Source organism: Flavobacterium erciyesense, from assembly GCF_018069925.1.
In the GTDB taxonomy this organism is placed as follows: domain Bacteria; phylum Bacteroidota; class Bacteroidia; order Flavobacteriales; family Flavobacteriaceae; genus Flavobacterium; species Flavobacterium erciyesense.
Map to the genome: position 1 here is coordinate 24,236 of NZ_JAGPXB010000006.1, position 19,315 is coordinate 43,550.

16 protein-coding genes are annotated in these 19,315 nt (G+C 34.2%); 4 read left to right on the forward strand and 12 right to left on the reverse strand.

All coding sequences use genetic code 11. The annotated features are described in order from the left end of the window. Positions 1 to 51: 51 nt before the first annotated feature. The 8 genes from KBJ98_RS08115 to KBJ98_RS08150 all read right to left on the reverse strand — a co-directional run bounded on the left by KBJ98_RS08115 (position 52) and on the right by KBJ98_RS08150 (position 7,482). Positions 52 to 585, reverse strand: coding sequence for a hypothetical protein (locus tag KBJ98_RS08115; protein WP_210789350.1), 534 nt, complete (start codon positions 583 to 585; stop codon positions 52 to 54). A gap of 282 nt (positions 586 to 867) precedes the next feature. Beyond that, the gene (locus KBJ98_RS08120) at positions 868 to 2,691 is read right to left on the reverse strand and encodes a hypothetical protein (protein ID WP_210789352.1); all 1,824 of its coding nucleotides are present in this window, start codon (positions 2,689 to 2,691) and stop codon (positions 868 to 870) included. An 86-nt stretch (positions 2,692 to 2,777) separates the two neighbouring features. Beyond that, a complete protein-coding gene (locus KBJ98_RS08125) occupies positions 2,778 to 3,983 on the reverse strand; it encodes an AI-2E family transporter (protein WP_210789354.1) in 1,206 nt (401 codons plus the stop codon). Between the two features lie 153 nt (positions 3,984 to 4,136). After that, positions 4,137 to 4,673, reverse strand: coding sequence for a mechanosensitive ion channel domain-containing protein (locus KBJ98_RS08130; RefSeq protein ID WP_210789356.1), 537 nt, complete (start codon positions 4,671 to 4,673; stop codon positions 4,137 to 4,139). 5 nt (positions 4,674 to 4,678) lie between these two features. Further along, positions 4,679 to 5,263 carry a Maf-like protein gene (locus KBJ98_RS08135; RefSeq protein WP_210789358.1) on the reverse strand — a complete coding sequence of 195 codons (585 nt, stop codon included), beginning with the start codon at positions 5,261 to 5,263 and terminating at the stop codon, positions 4,679 to 4,681. Further along, positions 5,256 to 6,176: a geranylgeranylglycerol-phosphate geranylgeranyltransferase gene (locus tag KBJ98_RS08140; RefSeq protein WP_210789360.1), complete on the reverse strand. Its 921-nt coding sequence runs from the start codon at positions 6,174 to 6,176 to the stop codon at positions 5,256 to 5,258. The genes KBJ98_RS08135 and KBJ98_RS08140 overlap by 8 nt, the downstream gene beginning before the upstream one ends. 21 nt (positions 6,177 to 6,197) lie before the next feature. Next, positions 6,198 to 6,725, reverse strand: a complete 528-nt coding sequence (locus KBJ98_RS08145) for a KdsC family phosphatase (RefSeq protein ID WP_210789362.1) — start codon at positions 6,723 to 6,725, stop codon at positions 6,198 to 6,200. Next, positions 6,709 to 7,482 (reverse strand): Rossmann-like and DUF2520 domain-containing protein, encoded by a 774-nt coding sequence (locus tag KBJ98_RS08150; RefSeq protein WP_210789668.1) that lies wholly within the window; start codon positions 7,480 to 7,482, stop codon positions 6,709 to 6,711. Before KBJ98_RS08150 ends, KBJ98_RS08145 begins: the two co-directional genes overlap by 17 nt. 200 nt (positions 7,483 to 7,682) lie before the next feature. Here KBJ98_RS08150 and ccsA point away from each other — a divergent pair, with 200 nt between their 5' ends. After that, positions 7,683 to 10,895, forward strand: coding sequence for a cytochrome c biogenesis protein CcsA (gene ccsA / locus KBJ98_RS08155; RefSeq protein ID WP_210789365.1), 3,213 nt, complete (start codon positions 7,683 to 7,685; stop codon positions 10,893 to 10,895). A gap of 235 nt (positions 10,896 to 11,130) precedes the next feature. Here the strand turns inward: ccsA and KBJ98_RS08160 are convergent, their stop codons facing one another. Together KBJ98_RS08160 and KBJ98_RS08165 are read right to left on the reverse strand one after the other, a co-directional pair. After that, positions 11,131 to 11,916 (reverse strand): anti-sigma factor, encoded by a 786-nt coding sequence (locus tag KBJ98_RS08160; protein ID WP_210789367.1) that lies wholly within the window; start codon positions 11,914 to 11,916, stop codon positions 11,131 to 11,133. After that, positions 11,916 to 12,446 (reverse strand): RNA polymerase sigma factor, encoded by a 531-nt coding sequence (locus KBJ98_RS08165; RefSeq protein ID WP_210789369.1) that lies wholly within the window; start codon positions 12,444 to 12,446, stop codon positions 11,916 to 11,918. The genes KBJ98_RS08160 and KBJ98_RS08165 overlap by 1 nt, the downstream gene beginning before the upstream one ends. A gap of 447 nt (positions 12,447 to 12,893) precedes the next feature. Between KBJ98_RS08165 and KBJ98_RS08170 the strand changes: the two genes are divergently transcribed. Continuing rightward, positions 12,894 to 15,107 (forward strand): TonB-dependent receptor, encoded by a 2,214-nt coding sequence (locus tag KBJ98_RS08170; protein WP_210789371.1) that lies wholly within the window; start codon positions 12,894 to 12,896, stop codon positions 15,105 to 15,107. A gap of 232 nt (positions 15,108 to 15,339) precedes the next feature. After that, entirely contained in the window at positions 15,340 to 15,840 is a 501-nt protein-coding gene (locus KBJ98_RS08175; protein ID WP_394369372.1) for a glutathione peroxidase, read from the forward strand. A 182-nt stretch (positions 15,841 to 16,022) separates the two neighbouring features. Here the strand turns inward: KBJ98_RS08175 and KBJ98_RS08180 are convergent, their stop codons facing one another. Then, positions 16,023 to 16,973 carry a tRNA dihydrouridine synthase gene (locus KBJ98_RS08180; protein WP_210789374.1) on the reverse strand — a complete coding sequence of 317 codons (951 nt, stop codon included), beginning with the start codon at positions 16,971 to 16,973 and terminating at the stop codon, positions 16,023 to 16,025. Between the two features lie 59 nt (positions 16,974 to 17,032). Next, positions 17,033 to 17,530, reverse strand: a complete 498-nt coding sequence (locus KBJ98_RS08185; protein ID WP_210789376.1) for a GNAT family N-acetyltransferase — start codon at positions 17,528 to 17,530, stop codon at positions 17,033 to 17,035. Positions 17,531 to 17,626: 96 nt separating this feature from the next. On the opposite strand from KBJ98_RS08185, the gene menD reads away from it, so the two are divergent. Beyond that, positions 17,627 to 19,288 carry a 2-succinyl-5-enolpyruvyl-6-hydroxy-3-cyclohexene-1-carboxylic-acid synthase gene (gene menD, locus KBJ98_RS08190; protein ID WP_210789670.1) on the forward strand — a complete coding sequence of 554 codons (1,662 nt, stop codon included), beginning with the start codon at positions 17,627 to 17,629 and terminating at the stop codon, positions 19,286 to 19,288. Positions 19,289 to 19,315 lie beyond the last annotated feature (27 nt).

Here is a 19,315-nt window from a genome sequence, read left to right on the forward strand (position 1 = left end):
GAGAGAAAACAGCTTTGGTTCTCTCTCTTTCTTGTTGTGTTACCTGAAAAGTTAGTCTCTATCATGACCTCTTCCGCCTCGATCGTGGTTGTCGTGTCCTCGGCCACCTTTTCTGTGGTCGTCATGACCTCTTCCTCTGTCATGGTCTCTATCATAATACTTTCTTTTGTCAACGTAGGTTTTAGTAACATATACATCACGATCGTTTCTACCTATGTTACGTTGTGGACGTCCTCTGTATCCATGGTAATATTTAACTTTATGTGTTTTGAAATTAGCATAAGGTCTTGATCCACGATAATCGGTTAATACAACTTTATATCCTCGATACAAATCAAAGTTGCGGTATCTATATGGTAAAGATCTTGAGCGAACCCATCTACCATCGCCAAAATAAATAAATTGAGTGGCGCGTACATCATAATAGGCTTCAATGTCTGGGATGTAGTAGTAAGAGACATCGTTATAACCAACAGGTCCCCATTGAGGTGCTCGACCGATGTTTACGTTTACTGATACTTGTGCTTCTATTGTGCTGCTTGCAAAAAGAAGTAGTGCAACAGCGAGTAGTTTATATGTTTTCATAATATGTGATTTTAAGGTATAAAATTAAGTGCAATTGCGTATTTGAAATATTTCTATTTTCGAAATTCCAACAACTGTGCCAGAATTAAAATTTCTTCCCATATAGTTTTTTAAGTGTTTGCAAATCAATGAAATGTTATCTGAAAAAACATTTTAATCTTTGATAATTCCTTTATCATCGATGTAAAATTTTTTAAAAGCAGTAAATTTTAGAGCTTAGATTCTTTTTTCTTCTGCTTTGGTTATAGCTAATTTTGATCCCTTAATCGGAAAGTATTTAATTTACAATCTATAATTGACTATTCTAGGTTTGGCCAAATCAAAATCTTGTAATCTAAAGTCAGTGGTTTCTAATTCATTTGTTTTGAATATATTAGTACCATTGCCAGGAATTGAAGGATAGTACGAAAGAGAAATTTGAAATGCACTAAAAACTAAATAGTCGTTGTTAATAATGAATCCGACACTTAACTTAGAGTAGGCTTTACTACTTAAAATACTTTTATTACTGTTTCCTAATGTCGCTAGCGAATAGTTTAAATACGGATTTAATCTAAATCCCCACAATTTCCATGGTGAATAGGCTTGTGTTTGTAAAACTACTAATGCTTTTTGAGTTCCATATTGTGCCGTGTTAAAACCACTTATGCCTTCATTTTGATTGATTGATAATTGGTCTCCAATAATACTAGATCGGTGAGCACCTAGAACAATTTGAGGTTTTATAAATTGCCTGACTTTCCATTTTCCAATACTCATTAAGTTGGTAAAATAATTGGCTTCGAAAGTAAAAGCTGATTGCTGGGTTTTCGATCCATCAAAAAAGGAGCCTAACTCTATATTTGTACTTAAAAATCCCCATTCAAAAAAGTGTCCGAAAGCAGCTCTTGCGCCTGCATAAAAGCGATTTGTTTGATTTTTATTTTGGTAACCCGCGGTTAAACCATATATTTTTCCGGTTGGGACGTCTTCAATAATACCATTTTGAAAGATGTATCGGTCTCTTACGAATCGTCGTGACGTAATACCTAATCCAATTAATGCTAATTTTTCGTTGGCATAAAAATTATCAGGATCAAAAACAGCCGACGGACTTTCGCTGTATTGAATATTTAAAAAACGTCCGCTTAGCACCAGTTTAGAGCTTCGATCGTCTACCGTTTGACCTTTAAAAATTTGAAAAGCTCTACCAACCCAAAAATCTTGTGTATTAAATTTGAAATTTTGAAATTCAAAAACCGAATTAACATCCGGTAGCGTATCTTTTCTGAAGTTTTGCTCTATAAAAATACCACCAGCCCACTTGGCTACAGGCGAGTAAAATGGGCGCTCGAGTGCTACACTTTTGTTGTAGTATCCATCTAAATCTAGTCTGTATTTAACATCAGTACTAACAAAGGTATTTTTTATTGTCGGAATACGATACCCTACATCATAGGCCGTTTTACCATCTTCAAAGCGGTTAGTGATTTTATTTTGGAACTGATGTCCGGAACCTAAAAAATTTCGTTCGTTCAATTCAAAATTGATTCTCGAGCTAGATAGCGATCCTTGCGGAAGCATGCTCCATGAATCCAACACGCGAATGGTTACATCAACAGAGTCGGGGCTAGTTGTGCTACTATCGGGTGTAATATCTACCCTATTTATGTACCGTTGCGCTCGAATTAAACGCTCAGATTCTCGCACAAGTAAGGAATCGAAAGCCTTGTTTTTCTTAATTAAAAGTAAATTAAGAATTGCCAATCGGCTGGTTTTGATGTGCGCTCTGTTCCCCACTTTTTCTGCCCATCGAGTTGGTTTTTTAAGTGTATCAGTATCTGAATATCCAAAGGGATCGAGCGTGATAATGTTTATTTTACGAATAATTTTGCCTTCAAATGGGCTGTATTTTTTTTGAATTTTTGGTGTGCTTCTGCTGCGAATGGTATTTCTCTTAAACACTAATTTGTGCAGGATTTTGTTAAACTTATTTTTTTTCGAAAATGAAGTTATGTTGTTAGCTATTGTCGTCGAATCCTTTTTGCCTTCTCTTTTTTGCCCAAACGAAATTGTTGTTCCAAAAAAGAACAGCACGCATAACATTATTTTAAAAAACGTATTCATGACATAGTTGCGCCTACAAATAATGAATGGGTACAAAACAGAGAATTTTCTTTTGTAGTACGATTTTTGAAGCGATTGCTAAGATACTATGTTTTTGGGGTATTTACATCTGTTATGGTTGTAGTTTCAGTAAATACCGGCACCGGCACATCTGTTTTAATGACATTAGTTTTTGGTTCAGCATCTTCTTCGGAGTCAAATAGAGGTAGTTTAATATTGCGCCAAGTGTAGGTTTTAGGTAGATGATCGCCCATTAAATATCCCCAAGGTTCTAATGATTCGATGCGGTCAAAAATTACTTTTAGGACAGCTAATATCGGTAAAGCCAAAAACATTCCCGAAACACCAGCAATTGCTCCTCCAATAATGATGGCTATAATTGATATGAAAGCGTTGATTTCTACTTTCGAACTTACAATCATGGGTACTAAAATATTATTATCGATCAATTGTACCACGACAGTAACAACAATCACTCCAACGATTACTGACAAGTCTGGAGAACCGGTAAGGGATGCAACAATGCTTAGAACCCCTGCAAATAAAATCCCGATGTACGGAATCAAATTTAAGATGCCTGTTATGATTCCAAGTAAAATAGCATATTTCACTCCAATTAGCATAAAGCCAATGGTTGTCATGGTTGCCACACAAATTAGTTCGATGATTAAGCCAACGATGTAACTATTTATGGCCATTCGGATGTTGGTTAAAATATCTTTTAATTGAGCATGGTTTTCTTTACTGACTAGTTTTGCTAAAAACATCAAGAAATGGGTACGATACAATAAAATTAGAAAAGTATAAATTGGAATTAACGTAAGATTTAATAACGTATCTGTGAATGACATTAGCGTTGTTCCTATTATTTCTTTTCCTTTTTCCATAGAATCTTCAGTTGCAGTATCAATATATTCTTTTTGTTCAGAGGAACTTAAGTTGAAGTTGGCGCGAATGTAATCCTGAATATTTGCCAGATGAATGGTTAAGTTTTTTTCTATTTTATCAAAATCCTCAGTAAAATCGCTAATTTGAAAAGAAAGAAAAACAAACAACCCCACAAAGAATAGGACAAAAAGGAGTACAGCAATCATTACAGCAAGTACGTTAGGGAATCGTAATTTTGTTTTTAAAAATTGTACTATTGGATATAGTAAAATAGCGAACAAAAATGACATGATTATAGGCACGAGAATCCCTTGACCAATATAAAATAAAAATAGCAGCGAAATTAATGCTAGTAAAATGAAAGTTAGTTTTGCGTAAAAAGGGAATTGCATCGAGTTGCTCATATTATCTTTTTTTAGAATTACTAAAGTTATAAAACTAAATTTTTAAAGAGCAAAGATGAATAAAAAAAAAAACTAAGTATTTACATATTTAGGATTGAAAGTTATAGAATTTTAACTTTTCTTTTAAGGTAACAATTACGATTGATTGCTCCGCTAATCAATGAAATCTTGATCGTGAAATTCATTTTTAAGGATAGAAATTCCTTTTTGTAGTAATAAATTGTTTGGAAAAATTATTTTCTCACCATCAATTGTGCGCAAAAAAACATGAAAAGCGCCTATGTCTTCAATTTCTGCTTGAATAGGAAAGTCTTTGTCATGAATTTTAATTACGTCACCAATTTTAAACGGAAACGAAAAAAACAAAATAATCCCTGAGGTAATATTACTTAAAATAGACCATTGCGCAAACATAGCAACACCTACAACTGTTGTAAAGGAACTCAGTGCAATTATGATATCTTTTGCTTGAACTCCCCAAACGATAATTAGTGCAATTACCACCAAAATATTTAAAAATAAGTGCAAGTATTTGATAACCAAATTGGTTCGGTGTTCAATAGTTTGGTTCGATTGCGCATAACGACGCACTAATTTAGTAGTTACAATACGTAAAATAATAAATACTATTGCAGTTATTCCGCTTGCTATTATCTCTCGAGAATACTCTTGAATAATGGATAAATTCATAAGATTTAAGGTAATTGGTTCAAATAATCAAAAACTTTATCAGTTGGCAAGCCCATTATATTATTGTACGATCCTTCAATTTTTTCAACTCCAATAAAACCAATCCATTCTTGAATGCCATAGGAACCCGCTTTGTCGAAGGGTTTATAGTTTTCTACGTAATATCGTATTGTCGCTTCGGTTAAATTATGAAAAGTGACTTTGCTATATTCATGAATAACAGTCGTTTTTTCATTGCTTTTAAAACATACAGACGTTATTACTTCGTGGGAACTATTAGAAAGTGATTGTAATATTGCTATGGCCTCTTGTTCATTTTTTGGCTTTCCTAATGCTTGGTTTTTATGCCATACAATGGTGTCGCTTGTTATCAAAATACCATTTTCGGGTATTTCATTTTCAAACGCATTTGCTTTTAAAACAGCCAAATAATCTGTTATTTCGTGCGCTTTCAAATGCGATGGGTAGACTTCTTCGGTATCTTTTAATCGAATTTCAAAATCCAAATCTAAGTCCTTTAAAAACTGCTGCCTACGCGGGGAGCCTGATGCTAGGATTATTTGGTATTTTTTTAATTTATCTTTAAGCATTGTATTGTAAATTTAGATTAAGGAATGCAACTGAGATAATTCCGAAGAACAAAACCCATTTAAGCACTGAACTCAATAAATGATAATCAGATTTATTTTTTGCAGACCACATTTTAATGGTAAAATAGAGTAGTGGACCAGTTACAAAAATCAAAAGGTAGACCACTACAAAAAGCAAATCCATCAAATACATGTTGATGTAACGCAGCAAAATCAATAGGGGAGCAAAACTAATCGCAAATACCAGCTTGCTAGTTTTTGCGACGCCTAAAACGATGGGTAAAGTCGCCATTCCTTGTTGTGAATCACCGTCTAAATCCTCCAAATCTTTGACTATTTCGCGCAATAAATTGACGATAAAAGCAAAGATGGCATAGTCCGTTATGATGGAGAAAAAGAGACGCATTTGCTTTTGGTTATCTAAGCCGGTTGCTGGATACAAATCGAAAACACCAATAATCAGGATGCTGACTGATAACAATAGTGCAACCACAATATTTCCAACAAGTATCATTTGCTTTAAGCTAGTAGCATAAAAATAAAGAGTGGCAGCAATAAAGATAAAGACAGCCGCAAAGCTAGGTTTCATAATCACATTCGACAGATAAAAACCAAGAGCTACACCAACTGTAGTTAGAGCAATATAGTAATTATAGGCTTTTTGTTCTGAAATAGTAACCCCAACAATTTGTTGTCCAGGTTTGTTAATAGCATCAGTTTGTTGATCGTAAATGTCGTTGATCACATAGCCACCTGCGGCAATACAAACAGTTGCGACCACCAACAAAAGGTACTGCCAATCGGCAAGTGCGAGCGGTATTGATTGCCATTTAAAAAATGCAAATCGAAATAACAATTGCATCACTACCAGCATTATTAGATTTTGATAGCGAATCAGTCGAAGAAAATTCATAAGCTATTATTTCTTTTTCTTTTAATCGTGTTGTCCGTTAAAATGTTCCATCCATTTGCCTTGTACTTTCATTACTTGTTCAATAACATCTCGCACTGCTCCTTTACCACCATTTTTATGCGAAATGTATCCTGATATCCCTTTAATTTCTGGGCTCGCATCCTGCGGACAAGTTGCTAATCCTACTAATTTCATGACATGATAATCCGGAATATCATCACCCATATACAAAACTTGCTCAGAATCTATTTTATTAATATCTATGTAATCATTAAAAGTAGCTACCTTATCTGGAGTTCCCAAATAGATGTCTGTAAGACCTAAATTACGCAGTCGTAAACGGACTCCTTCATTACTTCCGCCAGAAATAATACATACATTATACCCACTTTCAATAGCGGCTTTCATAGCATAACCATCTCGAATGTGCATTGTTCTTAACATGTCACCTTCGTTGGTTACAAATACTGAACCGTCTGTAAGCACACCATCAACATCAAAAATAAAACTAGTGATGTCATTCATTATTTCTTTATAGCTTTTTGCCATTTTCTTGTATCGATTGAGTTAAAAGTTGATAAATTTCTTTTTGATATTCCTCTTTCAAAAAATTGAGGTGTGTTGTTATTGTATTTTGATCGTTGCGTTTTGCTGGTCCCGTTTGCGCATCGATGGGTGAGAGTATTTGTATTTTTGCTGCTGTTTCTTGAATTAATGGTTCAAGTATGTCAAATGGAACTTGATTTTCTTGGCAAATTGTTGCTGCAATGGAATACAAATGATTGGTAAAATTATTAGCAAAAACCGCAGCTACATGCAATGCCTGGCGCTGATCGGTATTAATTGCAATTACTTTATCTGAAATTGCTTTTCCCACTTTTTGTAGAACATGAAAATCAGTTGCATTTTCACTTTCGATACAAATAGGTATAGGTCTAAAATTAATTTCTTTGTTTTTGGTAAATGTTTGCAGGGGATAAAAAACGCCCTTGCGGTTGTTGTCGTTTAAAATTTGAAGTGCTGCCGCTCCTGATGTATGAGCTACCAATCTATTTTTGAAAGGTATTTGTGAGGCTACTTCGGCTATAGCGTCATCGGATACACAAATAATGTACAAATCGGCTTCGGTCAACTCTTCAAAAGAGGTTGTAATACGATCCCAAGAAACTAAAGAGGTAATCGTTGCAGAATTTCGGGCGTAAACTTGCACCAATTCTACATCACTACCATGTGAATTTTCATATTCAAACGCGGCAATTAAATGCTGTGCCACGTTTCCTGAGCCTATTACTACTACTTTGATCATCATGCAAAAATAGAAAAAAAATATGGCAAATTTTTGCAAAGACAAATCGCTTTTGGTACTGTTTTGTAATGCTTTTAGTTTCAAAAAAATTAGGCCGTAACGGTGTTCTTAATTTTGATTTAATTAACAAATGTGCGATTCGCGAAGTCAACATTTTTAAGTACTTTTGTGGCACTTTTACAAAACATAACCCCATAAAAATGGAGAAAAAAATAGTTTCTTTTTTGTTTTCAACTCGCTTAATGGCCTTTTTGTTTGTTGCATACGCTGCTGCTATGGCTACCGGAACTTTTATTGAAAGCAAATACAACACAGATACCGCAAAAATTTTAATTTACAATTCATGGTGGTTTGAAGCCATTCATGTTTTTTTTGTGATCAATTTCATTGGTAACATCAAGCGTTACCAACTTTTAAAGAAAGAAAAATGGGCGACATTGTTGCTGCATTTATCTTTCATCTTCATCATTTTGGGAGCTTTTGTGACGCGATATATAAGCTATGAAGGTGTTATGCCGATACGTGAAGGTGCAACTGAAAACCAAGTTTTTTCAGAGAAAACATTTTTGACTGTTTTTGTTGATGGGGAATATCAGGGTCAAATGCGACGCAGAGTTTTTGAGGAAAAGGTGTTGTTTTCACCTGTGACCTCAAATGATTTTACGATGTCAGGTAAATTTGCTGATACACCCTTTGAGATTCAGTATGAAAATTTTGTTATGGGTGCAACAGAGTATGTGAAACCAGATCCAAAAGGAATTACTTATTTAAAAATTGTAGAGGCAGGTGATGGTGGCCGACACGAACATTTTTTAAAAGAAGGTGAAGTTCAAAACATTCATAACGTTTTGTTTTCGTTAAATAAATATACGGATGGCGCCATTAATATTACAACAATTGGAAAAGAATACACTATTCAAACTCCTTTTGAAGGTAATTTTATGCGAATGGCTGATAAGTTACAAGGTAAAGTGACAAAAGACGATGTTCAGCCATTGATGATGCGTTCGTTGTATAGCGTAGGCGAGATGCGATTTGTTTTTCCAGATCCTGCGGTAAAAGGAATCATCGATTATAAGTCGAATAACGATTTTAAAGCAAAAACTCACGAAGATGCAGTAACGGTAAAAGTGATTGCTGAAGGTCAGGAAAAAACTGTAACCTTATTGGGCTCAAAAGGTAAAGTTGGGGAACCAAAGACTGTTAAAATTGGTAAAATCGATTATACTTTCTTTTTTGGAAGTAAGGCGTATGAGTTGCCTTTTAAAATTAAACTAAATGATTTTATAGCTCAAAAATATCCGGGTACTGAAAAAAGTTACTCTTCATTTGAAAGTAAAGTAACCGTGCAAGACAAGGAAATTTTTGATGCACGCATTTATATGAATAATGTACTAGACCATGATGGTTACCGTTTCTTTCAATCTGGTTTTGATCCCGATGAAAAAGGTACTATTCTCTCTGTAAACCATGATTTCTGGGGTACGGGACTTACTTACGTTGGATATTTTATTCTTTATTTTGCTATGATGGCCATCTTATTTACAAAGCATTCTCGTTTTGCTGACTTAAAGCGAAAACTAGAAGTTGTTAAAACCAAAAAGGCTAAGTTTTTACCTGTTGTATTGCTGTTATTTAGTTTGGGTTCATTCGCACAAGCACAAGAACACAATCATGACGAGCATGAAGGTCATGTGCATGAAGAAACTGCAGCTACGCCTACGCCAACACAGCATGCAAGCCATTCACAAAAAAAACTAAGCCAATCTGAACTTTTAGCTTTTATCACGAAAAACAAAGTTTCAGAGGCACATGCAGCGAAGTTTGCCCGTTTGGTTATTCAAGATGCTGGAGGAAGAATGAAACCGATTAATACTTTTTCTTCAGAATTGTTGCGAAAAGTAAGTCAGAGTAATTCATTCAATGATATGAATTCGGACCAAGTTTTTCTATCCATGACGCAATATGCAAACTATTGGATTGATATTCCAATTATACATTTACGAAGAGGAAATGACAGTATCAGAAAAATTATCGGCGTTGATAAAGAAGCCAAAGTAGCACCTTTTGTTTCATTTTTTGACGAAAAAGGAAATTATAAACTAGCCAAATATCTAGAAAGTTCATTCAATGCGGCCAATCCAAATCAATTTGAAAAGGATTTCATTGAAACAGACAAAAGAGTTAACTTAATGGAATCTGCTTTGAGCGGTAGAATTTTGAAAATTTTCCCTATTCCTAACGATGCGAATAATAAGTGGGTTTCATTTTTAGAATTGAATGAAGCAGGATTAAAAGGAATGGAGGCAACTTATACCAAAAGTGTACTTCCTTTGTATTTTGGAGCACTAGCTAATGCCGCAACCACTGGCGATTTTAAAACATCAGATGAATTGGTAGAAAGTATTACTGGTTTTCAAAAACGTTTTGGTAGTAAAGTAAGGCCAAGTGAAGATAGGATATCTTCTGAAATACTCTATAACAGGTTTGACGTATTTAATAAATTGCAAACTTGGTATATGCTGGGCTCTATCTTAATGTTGTTATTTACAATTTTACAAATTTTTAAAGAGCGCAAATGGTTGCATTATGCAGTAAATGGTATGCACATTATCATTGGACTTCTTTTTGCGCTGCATACAGTTGGTTTAATTGCTCGTTGGTACATATCTGGTCATGCTCCTTGGAGTAATGCTTATGAATCAATTATTTATATTGCGTGGGCGACTATGTTTTTCGGATTGGCTTTTGATCGCAAATCAAAACTTACCGTAGCTTCATCAGCTTTTGTAACCGCTATGATTTTATTTGCTGGAAACTTAAACTGGATTGACCCTGAAATTGCAAACTTGCAACCGGTTTTAAATTCGTATTGGTTGATGATACACGTTGCTGTAATCGTTGGTAGTTACGGTCCGTTGGCTTTAGGAATGATTTTAGGAGGTGTTGCTTTGTTGTTAATGTTGTTTACCAATGAAAAAAATAAAGTAAAAATGGATTTGAATATTCAAGAGATTACTTATATCAATGAAATGGCATTGACTATTGGTTTGATCATGCTTACTATCGGTAACTTTTTAGGAGGCCAGTGGGCTAATGAAAGTTGGGGACGCTATTGGGGTTGGGACCCAAAAGAGACGTGGGCTTTAATTACTATTATGGTTTATGCATTTGTAATTCATGCGCGTTTTGTTCCTTCATTGCGAGGTAAATGGATCTTTAATCTGATGAGTATGTTTGCATTTTTATCAACTTTGTTTACATATTACGGTGTTAATTTTCACTTAGTAGGATTACACTCGTATGCAAGTGGAGAAGCTCACTCCCTTAATTGGATTTATTATACTTTGGGTGGAATTGCTTTATTTGGTGCAGTTTCGTATCCTAAGTATAGAAAATATTATAAAAAGTAAATTATAACTTATCTTCATAAAAAAGCCCAACTATTTCAGTTGGGCTTTTTTTATTGGAGGGTTACATCACAATATTTAAAGTTCATCGTAATATTTATGCCATGATTTAAGGAGAAGAATTAAATTTTCTCGAAATTATTGGTGCCAGGGTAATTAATTACTGTACTAAATAAATGCATAAAAAAAGGGCTCAACTGTTGTTGAACCCTTTTCTCTTTTAAAAACTAGTTTGGTTTTATACTTTACCCAAAGTATATAATTGTTCCATTGTAGGAGTTAAACTTCCACCTGCTGGTTCTAATGTGATTCCGAATCCTTCGGCACCGCTTGCACTGCTTACTGCAAATAATTTTTGATCGTTTTTATCAAAATTTTCAAGTAAACCAATGCTCGTAGGAGTGAGAGGATTTAATTTAAGTGCCCAAACTTGATAAACCATTCCTTCTGGTGGTTCAGGTAAATTTGCAGCATCAATATAAACTACCTCAGTTTCTTGATTCCAATATACCTTTGCTGAAGACTGAGGGCTAACTGCCTGTCCACCCAAACTTACGACTGTGTTTTTGATATCACGAACTACTGCTAAGCTTGATTCAACCGCTGTGTTTTTAATTTTTAAAGTGTTGAATTCTTTTTCAATTTTAGCCTTGTCTTCTTGAGCAGCAGCCACAATTGAAGAAGTTTGATTCAACTCATTATATTGATATGCTACACCCACTAACAATGCTACAGATGCGGCCCATCCTAAATATTGGAATTTATTCCTTTTAGGTTCCAATTGAATTACGGGAGCGTATTTAAGCTCTAATTTTTCTTTAATTTTTTCGTAATTAGCCACCGAATGAAAAGGTGAAAAACTAGATGATAGTGCTACAATAGCTTTTTCTATCGAAATGATTTCTGAATTAATTTCAGCATTATTTTTTGCCTTTGCGGCAACTTCTTCACTCTCTGTTTCCGTTAATAAACCATAAACATAAAGTTCCAGAATTCCTGAGTCAATATATTCTTTTGTTTCCATTATACTTTCAAATAATTTCTGAGATCGTTAATACAATTTCTGTTTTGTGTTTTTACTGTTCCTAAAGGTATAGCCAACTCGTCACTAGCCTCTTGTTGGGTGTAACCTTTAAAAAACAATAAGTCAATTATTTGAATACATTTTGGTTTGAGTCTTTTTACAAATTCATTTAATCCAATTGTATCCACTTTGTCCGACAGTATCGTGCTGTCTTCAAAATGATTTACGAAATTATCTGTAGAAAGGTTTTTTTGGCTGTTATTAAAATTTTTGGAGCGCAGTTTGTCAATTGAAGTATTTCTAGCAATATTAAGGATCCAGGTATAAAATCGTCCTTTACTTTCGTTATAAGAATCAATGTTTTTCCAAATTTTCACAAAGACCTCTTGCAACACATCTTCGGCCTCTTCTCTGTTTTTTACTAAAACATTGATTACCGAGAACAGACTTTTGGAATACATATCATAAAGATGTGTGAATGCCCTCTCATCTTTTTTGTATATCAGTACTAATAATTCTTCTTGACTCATAGTTTATATTGTTTATCTCTTACAAATTTATGCAATTTCAATTAAAAGAAGACTGATTTTGGCCAGTCTTCTGGTTTTAAAATCTAAAGAAAACTATCTTTTGAACGTAAATATACATAAAAAGTTGCCTTTTCTTAAGGTATAGTCAAAAAAAGATGATTTATGTAAAACCATTTTAATCTTATTTCCGTAAATAAATTTAAATAGATGTAAACAGTTTTAAAATCAAAAAAAAATAAACTTGTTTAACTTTCTATTTTAACACTTTTCTTTTTCAAAGTAGTTCTCTGATTGTCAATTTTTTAAGTGTTATATGTTAATTGTACGTTCTTATTTTTCTTGATATTGCCATTGAAAAGAAATATTTTCGCCCTCTAATCTCTATACATATTAGTATTTAATATCATCTCATAAGTACTTCATATGTATAGTTTTATATCAAAACAAATGAAAAATATTTTTTTGACGTTGTTAACATGTTTCGGTTTAACGACTTGGGCGCAAATTAAAAAAGCGAAGATTGTAGATAAAAACGGCAATCCAATAGAAAATGTGTACGTGTTGAATACAAAATCTCAAACACATGCACACAGTAACGAATTTGGAGTTTTTACCTTATCTGAAACGGTTGACGGAGATCCTCTTGAAATAGTAGCCTTTGGTTATAAAAGACTAATTCGTGCTTTTAATTCAAATGAAGAAGCTATTGTTCTTGAAGATGGGCTATTTCGTTTAAAAGAAGTTGTAATTCAACCCAAACTTTCGGCTATGAATGTCATTTCAAAAATCGATTTGCAAACTTCGCCAGTAAATTCTTCACAAGAGATTTTACGTAAAGTTCCGGGTTTGTTCATTGGTCAGCACGCAGGCGGAGGTAAAGCAGAGCAGCTTTTTTTAAGAGGTTTTGATATTGATCATGGTACTGATATTGCCATTTCTGTTGATGGAATGCCTGTAAATATGGTTTCGCATGCGCACGGTCAAGGTTATGCTGATTTACATTTTGTTATACCTGAAACGGTAGATAAAATTGATTTCGGAAAAGGAACTTACTATGCGGACAAAGGAGATTTTGCAACGGCAGGATATGTAGCTTTTCAAACGAAAGATAAAATCGAAAACAGTAGTATTGGTGTAGAGATTGGTCAATTTAATACGCTCAGAACAGTAGGATTATTTGATCTTTTGGGGCAACAAAAAAATCAAAGCGCTTACATTGCAACTGAATATATTCTGACAGATGGTCCGTTTGATGCGCCTCAAAATTTTAATCGAATCAATCTTTTAGGGAAATATTCGGTTAGTTTGAATGATGCAAGTAAGTTCTCAATTTTAGCTTCTCGTTTCAAAAGTAAATGGGACGCGTCTGGACAAATTCCACAACGATTGGTTGATTTGGGAGTGATTACTAGATTTGGTGCAGTTGATAGTACGGAAGGTGGAACAACTTCAAGAACTAATTTTAATGTGGCTTGGTCAAAACCAATTAGTGAAAACAGCTATTTTAAGGCCAATGCTTTTTATTCAAATTACGAGTTTGAATTGTTCTCGAATTTTACCTTTTTTTTGAATGATCCTGTAAATGGTGATCAAATAAAACAAAAAGAAGAGCGAGCGATTTATGGTTTGAATGCTGATTTACATCAAAAATCATTTATCAATGACGCCGAAGTACTTATGCAATACGGAATTGGTTTTAGATCAGATGCAACAATTGACTCTGAATTATCAAGTACGCTGAATAGAAAAACCGTTTTGCAACGATTAAAATTAGGCGATATAGAGCAATCTAATTTATTCTCGTACGCAAATGCAGAATTTAAGATGGGAAAATGGATTATAAATCCTGCATTGCGCTTGGATTATTTTAAATTCAATTACCAAGATAAGTTAGCCAACACGTTTCAAACACAGGCAGAAACAGAAGTGAAGTTTTCGCCAAAATTGAATTTTATTTATTCAAAAAGTAATGAATTACAATTTTTTGTCAAATCAGGAATGGGTTTTCACTCAAATGATACAAGAGTGGTGGTTGAAAATAATGGCAGAGAAATACTTCCAACAGCAATTGGTACTGATATTGGTACAATTTGGAAACCAATACCATCACTATTAGTAAATGCTGCTTTGTGGCATTTGTATTTGGATCAAGAATTTGTGTATGTAGGTGATGCGGGAGTGATTGAGCCGAGTGGGAAGTCCCGTAGAATGGGAGCAGAACTTAGTTTACGTTATCAATTGAATGATCATTTGTTTTTTGACGCAGATGCCAATTATACTTATGCGCGTAGTATTGAAGAGCCAAACGGGCAAGATTTTATACCGTTAGCGCCTGATTTTACAACAACAGGTGGCTTGAGTTTTCAAAATGTGCACGGATTTTCAGGAGGCTTGCGCTATCGTTACCTCAAGAATCGTCCAGCTAATGAGGATAATTCTATTATTGCAAAAGGCTATTTTATATCTGATTTGAATGTAAATTATCAATTAAAGAAAATTAATATTGGCATTACCATCGAAAATATATTCAATACCGAATGGAATGAAACACAATTTGCAACAGAATCGAGGCTTCAAAATGAGCCAGAAAGTGTTGAGGAAATACATTTTACTCCAGGAACGCCTTTCTTTTTGAAAGGGAAAATTACCTACGCGTTCTAAATACCACGAGAAGTTTTTGTTGTTTATTTGTTTGGAAGCCTGACAGTTCATAGGGTCGGGCTTCCTTTTTTTATTTAACCACTGTTTAACAAAAAAATAATTTATTAAAACAAAAAAAGAAGTACTTTTAACAAAAATTATAATTATGAAAAACTTAGTTTATATAGCAACTTTTGCTTTAGTATTATTTAGTTGTCAAAACCAAGCACAACCAAAAAAATCAGACAAAATTATGAGTACAGCAGTTACAGCTAAAGAAAACATTTATCAGTTTAAAGTAGAAGATTTATCAGGCAAAACATTTGATTTTAGTACGCTAAAAGGGAAAAAAGTGATCATTGTAAACACAGCATCTAAGTGCGGATTAACTCCTCAGTACAAAGATTTAGAAGCGGTATATAAAGAATACAAAGATAAAGGGTTGGTAATTGTTGGTTTTCCAGCAAATAACTTTGCGTCACAAGAGCCAGGAACAAACGAGGAAATTGCAACATTTTGCCAAATGAATTACGGTGTTACTTTCCCGATGATGGATAAAGTTTCTGTAAAAGGTGATGATATGGCTGATATTTATCAATTTTTAACTCAAAAATCTAAAAATGGTTTACAAGATTCAACTGTAGAATGGAATTTTCAAAAATACCTAATCAATGAAAACGGAGAACTTGAAAAAGTAATCTCTCCTAGAGTTTTGGTTACGGATCCAGAAGTAATGAATTGGATTAAAGCATAAGCAGTTAGCTGATTTTATAAAGTATAATATTTTCAAAGAGATTTTCAGTCAAATGAAAATCTCTTTTTTTGTGATTTAACTAAGTTTCCAATATTTCATAAACATTGAACCATTAAGAAATTAAGTTAAATGAAGTATCAGCGCTTAATTCTTCTTCATTTCTTAATGGTTTATATTTTCCTCTAGATTTTTTCGTTTTTGAAAATTTCAGCTACAGCAGCTTCATAATTACGGATACTTTGTGCTTTTTTTATCTTTTTTAAAACTTTGTGTGGATTTGAAAAAGTAGTACTAAAATACTCCCATAAATGATACATTTTCAGTAAGATATGCGTACTTCCCGATAATGACTCGCTGTAAATAGCGTATAAAGTATCATGAAAAGCGCTAAACAATTCTATTTTATTAGCTGGATAGTCGGTAGTGTTATTTTTTATCATCGTTGGTAAAAAAGGATCGGCAATTAAACCGCGGCCAATCATCCAATGTGAAATAGATGGGAAACGCTCTTGCATTTCTCTAAAACCTTCTACCGAAGTGATATCGCCGTTATAATACAAAGTATGTTTGGCTTGATCAATACATTTTTGAAAACCATCAAGATCTACCCCGCCTTTATACAGTTGTTTTCCTAAACGAGCATGGATGGCAATATTTTTAAGCGGATATTTGTCAAGAATAGGAAGCACATCTAAAATTTCTTGCGGAGACTCATAACCCAAGCGCATTTTCATTGATACCAAAATATCCGTTTCATTGTGTGCTCGTTCTAGTATATGATTGATTTTTTCGGTATTGCTTATCAATCCGGAGCCCATTCCTGATTTTGTCACCATCGGATACGGGCAACCTAAATTCCAATTGAGTTCTTTATAGCCTAATTCCAAAACATATTTGGCAACAAACAAAAATTCTTCGGCATCGTTGGTAATTACTTGCGGAATCACCTCCAAATCTAAATTATTGTCCAATTGCAAGTCGCGCTGATAAGATGGTTTGATTACTAATTTACCATTAAGTCGGATGTATGGCGAATAAAAAGTGTCAATACCACCAAATAATTTATTTTGGGCATTGCGAAAACGAAAATCGGTAAATCCTTGTAAAGGTGATGAAAGAAGGGTAAAGCTCATATTGATTTAAAAAACACAAAGGTATCTTTTATAACGCAAGTACCCTAATTATAGCTGAATTACTCTAATATCAATTGCATGAACACCGAGTGTAACCAACGATCAAATTTAAAACCAGATTCTTTAATTACGCCAACCGTTTTAAAACCAAATTTTTCGTGAAAGGTAACGCTGCTCTCATTTTCTGCATCAATTACGGCAATCATGGTGTGCAGTTTTTGTTGTTTTGCTAACGAAATGAGCTCTTGCAACAGTAGTTTACCAATGCCTTTTCCATGAAAATTTTCATCAACATAAACTGAGTGCTCTACTGTAAATTTATACGCTTCGCGGAAACGAAATTCGCTATACATCCCAAAACCAACTACTTGATTTTCAATTGTGGCTACTATCACAGGGAAATTTTTAGCCAGTTTGTCTTCTATGATATTTTTTTGTTGGTCTAATGTTCGCACGTTGTAATCGTAAAGCGCTGTAGAGTGCAAAATATTGTAATTGATAATATCGAGAATGGCTTGAGTATCTTCGGGTTGATAAGGGCGAATGCTTACAGACATGGCTATTTGATTTGGTTCAAAATTAACAAAAAACCTCTAAAAGAAAAGGAAAAAGCCTGCCAAGTTTGTAACTTTGTAACTCAGAAAAATGACATGATGATATACCCCAAAATACCTTTAGCGCAAAGCATAATTGAGTTGTGTTTGGCCAAAGGAATTACCAACATAATAATTTCGCCCGGTTCACGTAATGCTCCTTTAACCATAGGTTTTGCAAGCAATCCTGCGTTTAACTGCTACAGTATTGCCGATGAGCGTTCGGCCGCATTTTTTGGTTTAGGAATTGCACAGCAAACCAAGCAGGCAGTAGCCTTGGTATGTACTTCTGGATCAGCTTTGCTAAATTATTATCCCGCTTTTGCGGAAGCATTTTACAGTCAAATTCCATTGATTGTAATTTCTGCTGATCGTCCGCAAAGTAAAATTGATATTGGCGATGGGCAAACGATAAGGCAAGAAAACGTGTTTGCTAACCACTCGTTGTACAATGCCAATTTAAAAGAAGAGGTGTCGAATGAAAACGATATCAAAATTAATGAAGCTATAAATACGGCTTTGACTCAAAAAGGACCTGTTCATATCAACGCACCTTTCGAAGAGCCTTTGTATGAAACAATCACAGACTTGTCGGTTAGTGTAAATGTTGTTCCTGTTGCAATTGAAAATACAATTCTAGCAATTGATGAAGTACAAAAAGCTGCTGAAAGTTGGAATAAGTCATCAAAAAAAATGATTTTAGTAGGTGTCAATGAACCAAATGCGGTTAACGATACCATAATTGAAGCTTTTGCTCAAGATGAATCGGTTGTGGTGCTAACCGAAACGACTTCTAATTTGCATCATGCTACCTTTATCAGTAACATTGATACAATTATTACGCCTTTCTCGGATATTGAGTTTGAACAACTGCGCCCTGAAATCTTAATTACTTTTGGTGGAATGGTAGTATCAAAACGCATTAAAGCTTTTTTACGAAAGTACAAACCAAAGGAACATTGGCACATCGATCCGTTGCGTGCTTATGATACTTTTGGAGCGTTGACAAAACATTTTACCGTAACTCCCAATATATTTTTTGAGGCATTATTTCCGCTTGCGCAAAAGGGAAGCAGTACTTACTTCAAGGAATGGGACAAGATTAAAAGTCTTAGAAAATTAAAAGCCGACTTGTACTTGTCGAAAATTCCTTTCTCAGATTTTAAAGTATTTGAAAAAGTAATTCCAGCACTACCGCAGCACTCTCAATTGCAAATAAGCAATAGTTCGGCCATTCGGTACGCCCAATTAATTGAAATTGATCCTAGCATCGAAGTGTATTGCAATCGTGGAACGAGTGGCATTGATGGCAGTACGTCTACTGCAATTGGTGCGGCTGTTGCCAATAAAAAACAAACCGTGTTTATTACTGGTGACATCGGATTTTTATACGATACCAATGCACTTTGGAATCACTACATTCCCAAAAATTTTAAAATTATTTTGATTAATAATGGTGGTGGTGGTATTTTTAGGATTTTGCCAGGTCATGCCGAAACTCCTGTGTTTAATACTTATTTTGAAACTTCACATTGCTTAACAGCCGAGCATTTGGCAAAAATGTATGGTTTTAAATATACCATTGCTAGTGACGAAAGAAGTTTAAACACTGCCCTTACCGAATTATTTGCTCAAAATGAACAGGCTTGCATTCTTGAGGTTTTCACACCTACATTAATAAACGATCAGATTTTATTGAATTTTTTTAAAGAGTTAAATTAAATTTAATCTCACTTTTCTTGGTTCAGA

Excerpts from the sequence above, each read along its gene's own strand:
- KBJ98_RS08115 (WP_210789350.1), bottom strand. The coding sequence starts at position 585 with ATGAAAACATATAAACTACTCGCTGTTGCACTACTTCTTTTTGCAAGC.
- KBJ98_RS08120 (WP_210789352.1), bottom strand. The coding sequence starts at position 2,691 with ATGAATACGTTTTTTAAAATAATGTTATGCGTGCTGTTCTTTTTTGGA.
- KBJ98_RS08125 (WP_210789354.1), bottom strand. The coding sequence starts at position 3,983 with ATGAGCAACTCGATGCAATTCCCTTTTTACGCAAAACTAACTTTCATT.
- KBJ98_RS08130 (WP_210789356.1), bottom strand. The coding sequence starts at position 4,673 with ATGAATTTATCCATTATTCAAGAGTATTCTCGAGAGATAATAGCAAGC.
- KBJ98_RS08135 (WP_210789358.1), bottom strand. The coding sequence starts at position 5,263 with ATGCTTAAAGATAAATTAAAAAAATACCAAATAATCCTAGCATCAGGC.
- KBJ98_RS08140 (WP_210789360.1), bottom strand. The coding sequence starts at position 6,176 with ATGAATTTTCTTCGACTGATTCGCTATCAAAATCTAATAATGCTGGTA.
- KBJ98_RS08145 (WP_210789362.1), bottom strand. The coding sequence starts at position 6,725 with ATGGCAAAAAGCTATAAAGAAATAATGAATGACATCACTAGTTTTATT.
- KBJ98_RS08150 (WP_210789668.1), bottom strand. The coding sequence starts at position 7,482 with ATGATCAAAGTAGTAGTAATAGGCTCAGGAAACGTGGCACAGCATTTA.
- ccsA (WP_210789365.1), top strand. The coding sequence starts at position 7,683 with ATGGAGAAAAAAATAGTTTCTTTTTTGTTTTCAACTCGCTTAATGGCC.
- KBJ98_RS08160 (WP_210789367.1), bottom strand. The coding sequence starts at position 11,916 with ATGGAAACAAAAGAATATATTGACTCAGGAATTCTGGAACTTTATGTT.
- KBJ98_RS08165 (WP_210789369.1), bottom strand. The coding sequence starts at position 12,446 with ATGAGTCAAGAAGAATTATTAGTACTGATATACAAAAAAGATGAGAGG.
- KBJ98_RS08170 (WP_210789371.1), top strand. The coding sequence starts at position 12,894 with ATGAAAAATATTTTTTTGACGTTGTTAACATGTTTCGGTTTAACGACT.
- KBJ98_RS08175 (WP_394369372.1), top strand. The coding sequence starts at position 15,340 with ATGAGTACAGCAGTTACAGCTAAAGAAAACATTTATCAGTTTAAAGTA.
- KBJ98_RS08180 (WP_210789374.1), bottom strand. The coding sequence starts at position 16,973 with ATGAGCTTTACCCTTCTTTCATCACCTTTACAAGGATTTACCGATTTT.
- KBJ98_RS08185 (WP_210789376.1), bottom strand. The coding sequence starts at position 17,530 with ATGTCTGTAAGCATTCGCCCTTATCAACCCGAAGATACTCAAGCCATT.
- menD (WP_210789670.1), top strand. The coding sequence starts at position 17,627 with ATGATATACCCCAAAATACCTTTAGCGCAAAGCATAATTGAGTTGTGT.